Origin of the sequence: Bradyrhizobium sp. AT1, assembly GCF_001590795.1 — a bacterium.
In the GTDB taxonomy this organism is placed as follows: Bacteria; Pseudomonadota; Alphaproteobacteria; order Rhizobiales; family Xanthobacteraceae; genus Bradyrhizobium.
Map to the genome: position 1 here is coordinate 6,841,874 of NZ_JXDL01000001.1, position 14,008 is coordinate 6,855,881.

The window sequence follows — 14,008 nt, forward strand, 5'->3', positions numbered from 1 at the left end:
CCGCGTGCGGACGACGGCGCTGCTAGGCTTCGTCTCGTCTGTAAGTTTCCGGCTTCGTCGACAGGGCCGGAAATACTGCGGCGACATGGCGGGCCGTGCGTACGGCAAAACCGTGTGGTCCTGGCCGTCGTTGCTACGGTCAAGCCGGATCGAAGATGTGCGCGAGCCCAACCGGGTGGACGGCATCATCCAATTCGAACGGCGAGGGAGGCCAAAGGAAAGTTCGGCTCCCGGGAGAGCACGGCATAAGCCGTCCAGCCACTGCGCAGGGAAGGCCGAGTGATCGGCGTCACCTGTATGCTGCTGTGCGGTTCTTCCTGCGTGTGCATTTCGCGCAGCGGACCGCGGGTGCCTGTCGGCACCCGGCCTTCCCTGCGCCCTCTTGGATTTGAGGGTGCGAAGATGAAGCAAAGCTCGGGCGAAACGCGCCGCGAGGCCGAAAAGGCATGTCTGCAAGCGCGATGCTCGCGGGAAGAGCGATGCGCTTGCGTCAAACTCCGTCATTGCGAGCGCAGCGACTTGTCCGCCGAAGCCGGGGCCCATCCTGGCCGCTTGCCGGGCCGCCTCTGGGTCCCAGCTCTGCGCCGCATCGCTTGCGCGCTGCAGCTTGTCCGGGACACGGAGACCTCCCCCCAACCAGGTCAGCCCCCTTGACCATCTTTTGGCGTTGCAGTTGCTGCCATTTCTCGTCTAGAAACGACCTCACTGGGCCTCCCGGCAACCAACCGTCAACGGTTTTGGCCGAGGATTTGTGGGCTCAAAAGGGTCTGGCAATGCTGATTCGCGGCCAAATCGAGGGGATTTCGGGGGAGGTGGCTCTGGCCGCCGCCACGATCCCGGCCGCGCTGCTGCCCACCCTCCTGATTGGCGGGCTTCTTCTTAGCTGCCCCTGAGGGCCGGCTGGGCGCCATGCGCCTGGGCGCTCAGGGGTTGGTCGAGAATCACCGGACACCTCAAGCGCCAAGGGACGAAACGGTCTGAACGGCGCAAAAGCTCAAAAGGAAATTTGAAATGGCCACCGTGAACAAGTCCGAGAAGGACCGCGTCATCATTTTCGACACCACGCTGCGCGACGGCGAGCAGTGCCCCGGCGCCACCATGACCTTCGAGGAAAAGCTCGAGGTCGCCGAGCTGCTGGACGATATGGGTGTCGACGTGATCGAGGCCGGCTTCCCCATCACCTCGCAGGGTGACTTCGAAGCGGTGAGCGAGATCGCCCGCCGCTCCAAGAATTCCGTCATCGCCGGCCTGTCCCGGGCCCATCCGGCCGACATCGATCGCTGCGCCGAGGCGGTGAAGTTCGCCAAGCGCGGCCGCGTCCACACCGTGATCGCGACCTCGCCGCTGCACATGCGGGTGAAGCTGAACAAGACGCCGGAAGAAGTGCTCGAGACCTCGGTCGCCATGGTGGCCCGCGCCCGCAACCAGATCGACGACGTCGAATGGTCGGCGGAAGACGGCACCCGCAGCGAGATGGATTTCCTGTGCCGGATCGTCGAGGCCGTGATCAAGGCCGGCGCCACCACGGTGAACATCCCCGACACCGTCGGCTACACCGTGCCGGAGGAATACACCCACTTCATGAAGACGCTGATCGAGCGCGTGCCGAACTCGGACAAGGCGATTTTCTCCGTGCACTGCCATAACGATCTCGGCATGGCGGTGGCGAACTCGCTGGCCGGCATCGTCGGCGGCGCGCGCCAGGTCGAGTGCACCATCAACGGCATCGGCGAGCGCGCCGGCAACGCCGCGCTCGAAGAGATCGTGATGGCGATCAACGTGCGCAACGATAAATTCCCGTACTGGAACAAGATCGACACCACGCAACTGACGCGCGCTTCGAAGGTGGTGTCGGCGGCGACCTCGTTCCCCGTGCAGTACAACAAGGCGATCGTCGGTCGGAACGCGTTCGCGCATGAGAGCGGCATCCACCAGGACGGCGTGCTCAAGGACGCCTCCACCTACGAGATCATGCGCCCGGAAATGGTCGGACTGAAACAGTCCTCGCTGGTGCTCGGCAAGCACTCCGGCCGCCACGCCTTCGTGCACAAGCTGGAAGAGATGGGCTACAAGCTCGGCCCCAACCAGCTGGAAGATGCGTTCACGCGGATGAAGGCGCTGGCCGACCGCAAGAAGGACATCTACGACGAGGACATCGAGGCGCTGGTCGACGAGAACATGGCGGCCTCCCACGACCGCATCAAGCTGACCTCGCTGACCGTGATCGCCGGCACCCATGGCCCGCAGCGCGCGACCATGAAACTCGACGTCGACGGCCAGATCAAGATCGAGGAGGCCGAAGGCAACGGTCCGGTGGACGCGGTGTTCAACTGCATCAAGCGCCTGGTCCCGCACGAGGCCAAGCTGGAGCTGTACCAGGTCCACGCCGTCACCGAGGGCACCGACGCGCAGGCGGAAGTGTCAGTGCGGCTGTCGCAGGACGGCCGCTCGATGACGGCGCGCGCGGCGGATCCGGATACGCTGGTGGCCTCGGCCAAGGCCTATCTCGGCGCGCTCAACAAGATCGTCATGAAGCGCCAGCGCGACAATGTGACGACGGCTGCGGCGAGCTGACGCGGCTTGTTTCGCCTCTCCCGCTTGCGGGAGAGGCCGACTTGTCCCGGGCGATGCGAAGCATCGTCCCGCGCAGGGCGTGGGAAGGTTCTGCAAGCGGGAGTGCGGTTGCGTTCGCGGCGAGCGTGAATAGCTGCCCTGCTAACGGCCAATAGCAGCGCAAGCCGGCGGCCTGTATTGATACTGCCGGCATGAGGACCAGCCGCCCGCGCGCCGGGCGGCTCAGAAAATAAGCAGGGAGAGAACATGCGCACCTTCGCGATCGCCGCGTCCATTGCGGCATTGGCACTCGGGCTGGCCGGGCCGGCATCGGCGCAATCGCCGGTTATCATCAAGTTCAGCCACGTCGTCGCCACCGACACGCCGAAGGGCAAGGCTGCGGAGAAGTTCAAGGAGCTCGCCGAGAAATACACCGCCGGCAAGGTCAAGGTCGAGGTCTACCCGAACTCGACACTCTACAAGGACAAGGAAGAGCTCGAGGCGCTGCAGCTCGGCAGCGTGCAGATGCTGGCGCCCTCCAACTCCAAGTTCGGGCCGCTCGGCATCCGCGAGTTCGAGGTGTTCGATCTGCCCTACATCCTGCCCGACCTGAAGACGCTGCGGAAGGTCACGGAAGGTCCGCTCGGCACCAAGCTGCTCAAGCTGCTGGACGCCAAGGGTATCACCGGCCTTGCCTATTGGGACAACGGCTTCAAGCAGATGAGCGCCAACAAGAAGCTGGTGACCCCGGCCGACTATCAAGGCGTCAAGTTCCGCATCCAGTCCTCGCGCGTGCTGCAGGCCCAGTTCAAGGCGCTCAGCGCGCTGCCGCAGGTGATGGCATTCTCGGAAGTCTACCAGGCGCTGCAGACCGGCGTGGTCGACGGCCAGGAGAACACCTGGTCGAACATCTATACCCAGAAGATGCACGAGGTGCAGAAGTACATCACCGAGACCAATCACGGCTACATCGGCTACGTCGTGATCGTGAACAAGAAGTTCTGGGACGATCTGCCGGCCGACATCCGCGACCCGCTCACCAAGGCGATGAAGGAAGCGACCGAGTTCGGCAATGCGCAGTCGCAGAAGGAGAACGACGACGCGCTGGCCGAGATCAAGAAGAGCGGCAAGAGCGAGATCATCAAGCTCACGGCGGAGCAGAACGAGGCGATGCGCAAGGCGATGGAGCCGGTCTACAAGGACGCCGCGGGCCGCATCGGCCAGCCGTTGATCGACGAATTCCTGAAAGAGGCCAAGAGCGCCACGAATTGATCGTTACGAACGATGAAACGAAGGCTTCCGTGCGCGCTGCACGGAAGCCTTGTTGTTGCGAATGATTTCCGAGTGCGGCGGGAGGTAAAATCGCGCGTTACATCTTGGTAAGGACGCGTTCCCTGTCCAAGTTGTAAGTTGCGTGTCAGCCGCACCGCGCCCATCTTCATGGCATCCTTCCAGAGGAGGTACGTCATGAGGAAGTTCACCATCGCCGCCATCGCCGTGCTCAGCATCGCCGGCTCGGGCGCGGTCTATGCCCAATTTCATCGCCCGTTGATGGAGCACGCCCGCCACTTCCGCATGAACCCGGAAGACCGCGCCGCGTTCGTCGACGCGCGGATCGCCGCCGTCCATGCCGGGCTGAAGCTCAACGCCGATCAGGAGAAGCTGTGGCCGCCGGTCGAGGCCGCCGTGCGCGACTTCGCCAAGCTGCGCATCGACCGCGCCAATGCGCGGATGAATGCCGGTCCCGGTGACGCTGCAAAGGACGCCGACAAGCCTGAGGATCCGATCGCCCGCCTGCGCCAGCGTGCCGAGGACATGGGCGCCAGCTCCGCGGCCCTGAAGAAGATCGCCGATGCCGCCGACCCGCTCTACAAGACTCTGGACGACGGCCAGAAGCGGCGGCTCGCCGTGCTGACCCGTCACCGCGGCCCGTTCAGCGGCGGCGAGGACGGCCCGCGCCACTTCATGGAACGTGGCATGGGCCGCATGATGGATCGCGGCATGGAGCACTTCCATCACGACCGTTTCGACCGCGACGGCGGCGAGGGCCGCGACCGCGAGGGCCGGCTCTGAACGAAGCGGGCTTTTGCGGGGATCAGCCCCGGGATTAACCTTGGCGAAGCCGCTGGAATCCAGCGGCTTTTCGCTTTTCGGGGGCTGTGCAAGAACCTTGGAAAACTTGCGTCCGATCGCTTGCCAGACCCGGATCGCTTTGCTAAACGACCGGCCTCGCAAGGCTTTGACCGGCCTTTCGGGCGCATAGCTCAGTTGGTAGAGCAGCTGACTCTTAATCAGCGGGTCCCAGGTTCGAGCCCTGGTGCGCCCACCATAACCCTCAAGGACTTAGCGGGAAAAACCGCTTGAGACGGCCGATGCTGCTGCGTCTTCAAAAGCGCTCCGGTATCGCTGCTGAACGCAAGAGACGCAAGATGCGTGACCAGAGCATTGTCGTGATCGTTGGATTGGGACTATTGTCGCTTTCGATCTGAATTGTCACGGTCCGCCCAACGATCAATTCATCCGCATTATTTTTCGTACGGAGCTTGATCCGTACTGGAATTCGCTGTGCAAGCCGGACCCACGAGAAGGTCGGATTGATGTTCGCCAGCATGCTCGCACCGGAACTCCGTTCGCGATCATCAATTCCGCGGGCGATGCTCTCGACCTCTCCCCTCAGCGTCGAGCCCCCCATCAGGATGACGTCGGCGGGGTCGCCCACGTGGATGCGCGCGAGCTTTGTTTCTTCGAAGTAGCCTTCCGCACGCATCGTATCGGTTTCGATCAAGGCCATTAGGCCTCGCCCCGCCGGCAGATAGGTGCCCGGCCGGAGATCAAAGTTCGTTACGCGACCATTCACCGGCGCGCGGATTTCTGATCGGATTAGGTTAAGACGCGCGACTTCCAGATCCGCCAGCGCTTGATTGTAGGTAGCTTTGGCCTGGAGGTCAGCCGCGCGGACCGCCTCGCGCTGCTGTTGAGAGACAACGCCGTCGCTAAGCTTTTCATAGCGAGTACGGTCATTCGAGGCCCGTTCAAGCACGGCTTCGCGGCTTGCGACCACAGCTTCTGCCTGCTGGACGGCTAGGCGGAAGCGCTGCGGATCCAGCCGGATGAGTACGTCACCTTTGCGAACCGCCTGATTGTCCTTGATCAGAACCTCTTCGACCAGCCCGGAGACGTCCGAAGCCACGGCGACGACGTCAGCTCGGACGTGGCCGTCACGCGTCCAGGGAGCCTCCTCGCAATGGTCCCACAAGTTGATGGCAATCGGCGCCGCAACTGCGGCGACCAGGCCAGTAACAGCAATGCGAGGGATCGAACGCCTGGTAGTCATGACAGAAACTTTCCAAGTAACGCGTAGCAGATGTCGACGAGAATCACGAAGATTGCGAAATCGAATAGCGCCGGGTGCCATGCGAAGCTCTTGATCTCGAATGAAGCAGCGCGCTTGAGCGTTGCGGCCAGTGCCATCCCGAGCCCGAGTGCGAAGATGCAGGCGACGACAAAAGTCGGTACGAACACACCCGCGACGTTGATCTCTTCAGTCATCACGTCGTTCCGTCGAAAGTAGGAGCTGGTGCATCTGGAAACAGGGCGCGACGTAAACCGACTAGCGCGGTTCGTCTTGTTCGCTGGATTGCGGCGTCCCATCTGCAGTATTCGCCAAGTTCGGTATCAATGGTCGCGCGCAATGCCTGCGCTTCCTCGGGAGGAAGCTCGATATTCCCAGATGCAAACCATCGGAAGGCGTTCGATAGTTTGACAATAAGACCTTCGAGACGCTCACTCCGCTGGTCGTTCGCGTTCGCCACGCTCGATTTCAGGTCGAGCAGATCCAGTCCCATCTGCAGGGCAGCAAGCGAGCGGCCGGCTTCCGTTTCGACGTCCGCGCCGCACAGGGCCAACCGCGGAACGACCAAGCCGAGGCGGTCCAGCATGAGGCCCACCCAACGTTCTCGATCCATCGGTCCGCGGGCACGTGCGAGGATCGCCAGATCGACCCAGCCGTGCCGGATCAGGCGTTTGGCGGCGTGCTTTGCGGTCACAGAGCGAAATGCGCGAACCGCGAGGAATGCCGAAAGAAGGCCGATGAGCGACGCTGTATTGACGTTAGCGAACGAAGCGAAGTCTGCCAGATACCTGTTTTGCAGATCGAGCGCCCCGATCAGGCCGAGGCCGAGAGCCAACGCTTTGACAATGTGACGCGGGTTGGCCTGTAGATAGCCGATGACAAGAAACGGCGGGGCCAGCGAAGCCACCAGCATCGGAAACCCATCGATGGCGGGGAAGATGACAAAGAGGTAGATGGCTGCGATCGGCAGCGACGCAATGGTCCAAAGTGTGTAGGACATCAGCGTCGGTGCGGGATCGTCGAGGCTGCTGTAGAGCGCTGCGGCGATCGCGGCGATTTGCGCGGCCAAGCCGCCTTCCGGCCAAGCCGTAGCGACCCAGACTGCAGCGCAGCCGAGGACCGCTGCAAAAAAAAGCCACGACGGATAACGCTGCAAGACCCTGGTCACGATGAAGGGGTCTCTTGGCGCGGTGGACTTTGGACTCAAAGCTGGTCAGGTATGGGGCAGGTTGGGATCCTTGGATCACCGCATTCAGCTCGACGATCGCGGCCAAAGTCTCGATCATCGCAGATGACTTGGCGATCAGGCTGGATATGAGAAGCGCATCCCATTCGCTATCCTGTGCGGGACGTATGACCTCGAATTCTGCGCAGAGGCGCATCAGCTCTTGTGAATGGTGCTGCGATGTAGCGGGAGCGCGCGCGCCCATTGGCCCAGTCTCGAGAGAAGCTGATCCAGTTCAGGGGGACGCCGCTCCCCCAGCGCATCCAACCTGTCTTCGATCGCTGTGAGCATAGGAAGGACGAGCGCGAACTTGTCCTGCAGCGCCCGAATCGTCCAGTTCTGCGGCTTCCCTGCTGCCGTGTCGTAACGGAGATGGGTTGACAGGACTTCGAATTGCGTCACGTCCGAAGCCAGCCGCCAGCGTATCGCCTTGCCCTTGGTCGGCGCGTGCTCGAGGAAGACCTCTGCCGTCCAAGCGGAGGCATCGCGAACCGCTGCATCGATGGACCTGATCAGGGCGCCGGTGACGTCACTTGGAAAGAGCAGAGTATGAACAGCAGTTGCGCAGCAGACGCCGAGCACTATTTCCTCGACGCGGGCCAGAGCGACCTCGAACACCAGGTGTGGAGCAGCGACGCTCGAGAACGCGACGGTCGTGGCGGTGTATCCCGCCAACAAAAAGGCGTAACTGCGCGGAGTGCGATCCTGGAGGGAAACGTACAGACACAACGCGGCCCAGCTCGTGATGGCGAGCGTCATCAACGATGGCTGATCGACCAGCAATGGGACAAGCGCCACGGCTGCGCCGGCGCCGAGCAGAGTACCGAGCACGCGGTAAGCGGCTCGCGAGCGAACGGCACCGGCGAGCGGTTGGGCGGTAAGATAGACAGTGAGCATCGCCCAGTAGGGCCTCTGCAGGCCCGGGCGAAACGCCAGGTAGATTGCGAGCATCGCCGCGATGAACGAATTGGCCGAAAATAGCGCCCATCGAGGGTCGAAGGCGCCGGGAAAAATGGCGTCTCCGAAAACGCGGGAGAGGAGCGATCGGGTCATGGTCGACTTCCGGGTCTGACAGGCAGCCGAACGGTAGAACTTGCGACCCTCCAGGAATTTCGTTACTTTACCAAAAAATTGCTAAAAGATGACAATGCGCGGCTCTCTCCTTCAGTCCTTTCGCGAGTTGGATCCGGACTCGCTCGACCGTCCAGCGGTCGCGCTCATGGTCGACACGCAAGAGAGAGAGGACGAAGTTCCGATCCACACACATCGGAAGGGGCAGTTGGTTTTGGCCCAACGGGGCGGCGTGACTTGCGAGGTTCCGAGTGGACTTTGGATGGTGCCTCCGCGCTGCGGTGTCTGGATCCCCGGCGGCATGCCGCACAGCAACCGCGCGACTGCCAACGCCAGCATCTACTTCCTGTACGTGGATATGAATGCGGCGTCTGTTCCGCAGGAGTGCTGCACGCTGTCGATCACGCCTCTGCTGCATGAAGTGATTCATCGACTGGCGACGCTGGCGCCCCTCTATGACCAGACAGGTCCGACGGCTCCTCTCGTCGCGGTTTTGCTGAACGAACTCATCGAGATGCCGACGGAGCAGCTGCATCTGCCGGTTTTGCGCCATTCGAAGTTGCGTGCGATTGCAGATGCCCTCCTGGAAAACCCGGCGGATCGCCGCACGGTGGCAGAATGGAGCGAGGCGATTGCGTTAGGAGAGCGAACCCTGATGCGCCTCGTCGTCGCCGAGACCGGCATGACCTTCAGTCGATGGCGCCAACAATTGCACATCATCATTGCGCTTCAGCGACTATCGGCGGGGCATTCCGTGCAATCTGTATCCGAGGTTCTCGGCTACGACTCCGTCAGCGCATTTATAACGATGTTCAAGAAAGCGCTCGGCAAATCGCCGGCGCGGTATTTCTCCGATCGTGTCGAGCGAGGCAAACGGGCGCCCGAGGTGCATTTCAGCTAGACAAGCTGGCGTTCTGAATTGCCGCTCGCCGTCATGGATCGTTCGAAGGACCAGCGCGCGATATTTCGCTGCTCGTAAAGAGGACCGGCAATTGGCGATCGCCCCGTTCCGTTCTCATGACCGGGACTTCGTCTACTGACGTCAGCTTCGACTAGCGTCTCTTGGTCTCCTGGTTGATAGCGTGGAGGTTGCGTGTCCCTCGCCGTCTGAGCGAAACAGCGCGGTCGCGAAAGCGCTGCCTGCTGTGTGACTCTTCAAGTCAATCAGAGTTGCTCGTTTCTGATGATCTCGATGCCGAATCCCGCAAGCCCTTTGAATAGATGGGTAGACGATGTCAGATGGCGGATGGAGGTTATGCCAAGATCTCGCAATATCTGCGCCCCAACGCCGATCTCGCGCCACTGCCGATCTCGGTGCTCTTCAGAGGAGGACGATGGGAGCGGGGGTTCCGGTGGAACACCAGCTGCGCCGTCTCTTAGATAGATGAGCACACCACTTCCGTTCTCCTTAAAGCGTTGCAGAACAACGTTCATCTTCGCTTGGGCCTGTCCCGAGAACATGTCCCGCATGATGTTAGGCTTGTAAAATCGCGTTAGTATGTTTTGACCGTCGCCGATCTCACCATACACGTATGCCACGTGGTGGATCGGATCGAACCGCGTACGGTATGAATACCCCTGCAACGGGCCAATCGCGCTGTCGGCGGTCACACTTGAGACCCTTTCAACCAACTTCTCACGCGCCCGCCGAAAGCCGATGATGTCAGCAATCGTTACGTGCTTCAGAGCGTGCCTGGCTGCGAAATCCCGAACTTGCGAGCCCTTCATCACCGACCCGTCGTCGTTCATCAGCTCACTAATGACTCCGACCGGAGCCAGTCTGGTCAACAAGCACAGGTCGATCGCAGCTTCGGTATGACCCGACCGCATCAGCACGCCGCCCTCATTCGAAATAAGAGGAAAGACATGGCCTGGGCGTGCAAAGTCGCTTGCGCCAACGTTGGGGTTAGCCAGGGCTCGGCAGCAGGATGCACGTTCCTCAGCTGAGATCCCGGTCCCACCATCAGGTTTGTAATCGATCGATACCGTGAAAGCGGTAGTGTGGTTGGAGTCGTTGTTGATGACCATGGGATCCAGTCTCAATCGACGCGCATGCTCGGACGTGATGGGCGCGCAGACGATTCCGGAGGTGTGGCGGACAATAAACGCCATCTTTTCGGTTGAACAAAGCGATGCTGCGACGACGAGATCTCCTTCGCCTTCTCGATCATCGTCGTCCGTGACGACGACGATCTCTCCTTCGGAGAATGCTTTCAGGGCGGCATAAATCGACCCAGTCATGTGTCCCTCAGTGCGTTTGTCCGCTCAATTGCCAAAGGCGTGCTCGACGCGTTCGCTTTGGCGTGCCGCCGCCGCTGATCGAATTCCGTAAGGCAAACAGAAACTTTTGAGCCCAGCCGGTGGAGGTCTTTATAGATCCGGAGACGGACACCAGGTCGGCGCTCCACATCCCCTTTCATTCATCGATGTTGGCCTCCGACGGATGGACCGTCCGATGCCCGTGACCGGAGACGTTCTATAGTCGCTTCTGACACCGTGTATTGCTCGGCGCTAAAGTCCTGCTGTGCTGTGGGCAAAGACTCGCGAGTTCTCAATGTTCATTCCGCCGTCGAGCCGAGCCTGAGCTGGCGCATCATACTGAGGTTTGGCGGGTCTCTCTATGCGCTTGGAAGCCAAGTTGCTCGACTTGATCTGAACGGGACGGTTTGCGTCGATGGGGAGCACCGTCTTGTAAGAGATCCGCTTCAACGCCAGGCTTGATCGAATGCTGGAAACACCAGGCATACGTGAGAGCTTGTTCACGATGAGGTCTTCAAGAGCCTCAATGTCTGACACCATGACTCGAAGGAGATAATCGCTATCCCCCGTCATCAAATAGCACTCCATCACCTCACTCAGGCGATCTATCGTGCGAGTAAAGCTGTCGAGGGACGGTTGGACCTGCTTTTCAAGCTTAACCTGTATAAAGGCAGTGACGCCGATACCGAGAACTGCCGGGTCCAACACGGCAATTCTCCTGTCAATGACTCCCAGTTTTTCGAGCGTGCGCACTCGAGCAAGGCAGGGGGATGGTGAGAGATTGACGCGGGAAGCGAGTTCTACGTTGGTTAAGCTGGCGTTCTGCTGCAGTTCGTTCAGGATCTTGATATCGATCCTATCCAGAGCCGTCGTTGTCATGTCGGTTCCTCCTGTGGGCAAGCGTTCATCAATGCATCGAGGCCCGGCCCCTCGCGTTATCTCGCGTGATGACATCTCGATGAAACGAATGCTAACCGCTGCCCGGGGACGTAGAATTTCGATAAAATGACGACTTATATCGAAAAACGGACAATCTATTTGCCTGCGCCAAACGCCGACTTTCGAAGGGTCTGCCAATTGCCAAAGCTCTGAGCAATGCGCTTGCAGAATCAGCAATCGCTCTTCGCCTGCATTGCTCTGCTATGGAATGATGGGCGGCCTTCACCACCGATATCGTGATGTGCATCGCCCTAATGACCGGCCATCCGGCTTGCTAATCGTGCTGGCGCCTCGAAACAGGTGTTCCGTCCATCGTAGCAAAGTGAAAAGTCAACGCCCCTTCGCTCGCGGCTTTCCTAGGGCCGAAACACCGTCGCGCGGCAAGCAAGAATGGTCATCTTGCGGTCGGTACTGCCTCTCGCGACGGTCTAGCTCGAAATCTGGTATGGCAATATATCCCTGCGATCCCGGTCGATTTTAAGCTTGCTGTTAAGCGGAGGAATCGCTCGCTGAGGGCAGCTGCTGCGCTCGCAGATCCGACAAGAGATGCCGATTGGGTCGTAGGCACCCTTGTTCGCCAGGTCGAGCCCGTCCGCATAGACGAAATCCTTTGCGTAGGAGACTTCGCATCCTAGCGCGATGGCGTATCGGGGGCGCGGCGAGCCGAAGCCGCCCCGGCCTTTCGAAAGTTCGGTTGCAATACAGAGAAATCTGACGCCGTCCGACGTCTCGGCGAGTTGCCGAATGATCTGGCTGGGTGCCTCGAACGCCTGATGGGCGTTCCAGAGCGGGCATGCCGCCCCGTAACGTGCAAATTGCAGCTTTGCCGCGCTATGTCGCTTGGTGATGTTTCCGGCGCGGTCCAGCCGAGCGAAGAAGACGGGCACGCCTTTGAAGCCCGGTCGTTGCAGGGTCGACAATCGATGGGCGACCTGTTCGAGGCTCGCGCCGAACCTGGTGGCGATTAGCTCCAGGTCGTGCCGTAGATCTCGAGCGGATTGCAGAAATCGTTGATAGGGCAGAATGAGAGCGCCGGCGAAGTAGTTACGCAGTCCGGCCGCGCAAACGTTCCGCGCATCGGCAGATCGAAAAGCCGCTTGGTCGACAATCTGGCGAATGCGTTCTTCCTCCTCGAGGGCGGCGATTTGGAGCGCTATCTGGAAATTTCGGGTTGGCGTGGGAAGGTAAGGGCTCAGCAATAAGGTGCGGGATGCACGATCGAATTGCCGCAACGACGTTTCGTGGGGCCCGCTCTGGCGTATCTGCACCCCGTGCCGGGAGTCCAGGTGGTTGACCAGTGCCGTGGTCGTATTGCTGTCGGGAATGCTGAGGCGCCCGGCGAGGGCCTCAGCCGCTGTATCCAACTCGTGGACGTAATTATCGACCAGATGAAAGAAATCGCGGACTTCTTCGTAAGCCGTCGGTTCGCCAGCCCAGTTGACGATCTGGCCGTCGAGACTTGCAAGCTGTTCGCTGTTTCGTCGATACGCCTGGTGAGCGTTGAGGAGCGCTTGCGCAAAACCCGGCGCGTTCTGAACGACGAGTTTCAGTTCCTGGATGTTCGGCGCGTAGGGCGCAAAGATCGGATCGGCCAGCGCTTCCGTCAGCATCGACATGACCCTGTCGTTGTCATTCACGGACAGAGAGCTGAGGTCGATCTGAAAGCGTTCCGCAAGAAGCACTAAGACAGAGGCCGAAACCGGCCTCTGATTGTTCTCGATCTGGTTCAGATAGCTGAGGGAAATTCCGAGCCGCGCAGCGAATGCCGCTTGGGTCAGCTTCTCGTTCTCCCTCACCTCGCGGAATCGTCGCCCGATGAAGAGTTTGCCTGCCATTTGCAACTTTGCTATTTTCTATTCGCAAAATTGTAGCATGTGCAAATGTGCGTCTTCAAGCCTTCTCAAGGCTGATATTGTGCGTGTATCGGCGGGAGAAGCAGGTTCGCCCTACGGCAGGCCACCGAGGAGAGTTCCGTGATCTCGACCGTTGAAGCCCTTGAACACCGTCGCGCCGGAGCCAGGCTCGGCGGCGGGGAGAAGCGCATCGAGGCGCAGCACGCCCGCGGCAAGCTGACCGCGCGCGAGCGCATCGAGCTCCTGCTCGACAAGGGATCGTTCGAGGAATTCGACATGTTCGTCGAGCACCGCTCCACCGAGTTCGGCATGGAGAAGACCAAGGTGCCCGGCGACGGCGTCGTGACGGGGTGGGGCACCGTCAACGGCCGCAAGACGTTCGTCTTCGCCAAGGATTTTACGGTGTTCGGCGGCTCGCTGTCCGAGACCCACGCGCTGAAGATCACAAAGCTGCAGGACATGGCCATGAAGGCGCGAGCGCCCATCATCGGCCTCTATGACGCGGGCGGCGCGCGCATCCAGGAAGGTGTCGCCGCGCTCGCCGGCTATTCCTACGTGTTCCGCCGCAACGTGCTCGCCTCGGGCGTGATCCCGCAGATCTCCGTCATCATGGGCCCCTGCGCCGGCGGCGACGTCTATTCGCCGGCGATGACGGACTTCATCTTCATGGTGAAGAACACCAGCTACATGTTCGTCACCGGCCCTGACGTGGTGAAGACCGTCACCAACGAGGTCGTCACGGCCGAAGAGCTCGGC

At 60.7% G+C, this 14,008-nt stretch carries 12 protein-coding genes and 1 tRNA gene; 6 read left to right on the top strand and 7 right to left on the bottom strand.

What is annotated here, in order from left to right:
* Positions 1–1,011: 1,011 nt before the first annotated feature.
* From SE92_RS31700 to SE92_RS31715, 4 genes are all read left to right on the top strand, one after another.
* Positions 1,012–2,574, top strand: a complete 1,563-nt coding sequence (locus SE92_RS31700; protein WP_063202406.1) for a 2-isopropylmalate synthase — start codon at positions 1,012–1,014, stop codon at positions 2,572–2,574.
* 246 nt (positions 2,575–2,820) lie between these two features.
* Entirely contained in the window at positions 2,821–3,825 is a 1,005-nt protein-coding gene (locus SE92_RS31705) for a TRAP transporter substrate-binding protein (RefSeq protein ID WP_063202408.1), read from the top strand.
* A gap of 195 nt (positions 3,826–4,020) precedes the next feature.
* Positions 4,021–4,626, top strand: coding sequence for a Spy/CpxP family protein refolding chaperone (locus tag SE92_RS31710; RefSeq protein WP_157095771.1), 606 nt, complete (start codon positions 4,021–4,023; stop codon positions 4,624–4,626).
* A gap of 180 nt (positions 4,627–4,806) precedes the next feature.
* A tRNA-Lys gene (locus tag SE92_RS31715) sits at positions 4,807–4,882 on the top strand.
* 57 nt (positions 4,883–4,939) lie between these two features.
* Here SE92_RS31715 and SE92_RS31720 read toward each other — a convergent pair.
* The 4 genes from SE92_RS31720 to SE92_RS31735 form a co-directional block, all read right to left on the bottom strand.
* Entirely contained in the window at positions 4,940–5,887 is a 948-nt protein-coding gene (locus SE92_RS31720; RefSeq protein WP_063921236.1) for an efflux RND transporter periplasmic adaptor subunit, read from the bottom strand.
* Positions 5,884–6,102, bottom strand: coding sequence for a DUF1656 domain-containing protein (locus tag SE92_RS31725; RefSeq protein ID WP_063202412.1), 219 nt, complete (start codon positions 6,100–6,102; stop codon positions 5,884–5,886). Before SE92_RS31725 ends, SE92_RS31720 begins: the two co-directional genes overlap by 4 nt.
* Positions 6,102–7,073 carry an FUSC family protein gene (locus SE92_RS31730; protein WP_198172832.1) on the bottom strand — a complete coding sequence of 324 codons (972 nt, stop codon included), beginning with the start codon at positions 7,071–7,073 and terminating at the stop codon, positions 6,102–6,104. The genes SE92_RS31725 and SE92_RS31730 overlap by 1 nt, the downstream gene beginning before the upstream one ends.
* 213 nt (positions 7,074–7,286) lie before the next feature.
* Entirely contained in the window at positions 7,287–8,183 is an 897-nt protein-coding gene (locus SE92_RS31735; protein WP_063202416.1) for an FUSC family protein, read from the bottom strand.
* Between the two features lie 94 nt (positions 8,184–8,277).
* On the opposite strand from SE92_RS31735, the gene SE92_RS31740 reads away from it, so the two are divergent.
* Positions 8,278–9,102 carry an AraC family transcriptional regulator gene (locus SE92_RS31740; RefSeq protein ID WP_063203865.1) on the top strand — a complete coding sequence of 275 codons (825 nt, stop codon included), beginning with the start codon at positions 8,278–8,280 and terminating at the stop codon, positions 9,100–9,102.
* Positions 9,103–9,365: 263 nt separating this feature from the next.
* On the opposite strand, the gene ribB is transcribed toward SE92_RS31740, so the two are convergent.
* From ribB to SE92_RS31755, 3 genes are all read right to left on the bottom strand, one after another.
* The gene (gene ribB, locus SE92_RS31745; protein WP_063202417.1) at positions 9,366–10,442 is read right to left on the bottom strand and encodes a 3,4-dihydroxy-2-butanone-4-phosphate synthase; all 1,077 of its coding nucleotides are present in this window, start codon (positions 10,440–10,442) and stop codon (positions 9,366–9,368) included.
* Between the two features lie 270 nt (positions 10,443–10,712).
* Positions 10,713–11,339, bottom strand: a complete 627-nt coding sequence (locus tag SE92_RS31750; RefSeq protein ID WP_063202419.1) for an Lrp/AsnC family transcriptional regulator — start codon at positions 11,337–11,339, stop codon at positions 10,713–10,715.
* 488 nt (positions 11,340–11,827) lie between these two features.
* Entirely contained in the window at positions 11,828–13,234 is a 1,407-nt protein-coding gene (locus tag SE92_RS31755; RefSeq protein ID WP_063202421.1) for a helix-turn-helix domain-containing protein, read from the bottom strand.
* 141 nt (positions 13,235–13,375) lie between these two features.
* Between SE92_RS31755 and SE92_RS31760 the strand changes: the two genes are divergently transcribed.
* A partial coding sequence (locus tag SE92_RS31760) for a carboxyl transferase domain-containing protein (protein WP_502686800.1) occupies positions 13,376–14,008 on the top strand: 633 nt, incomplete at its 3' end.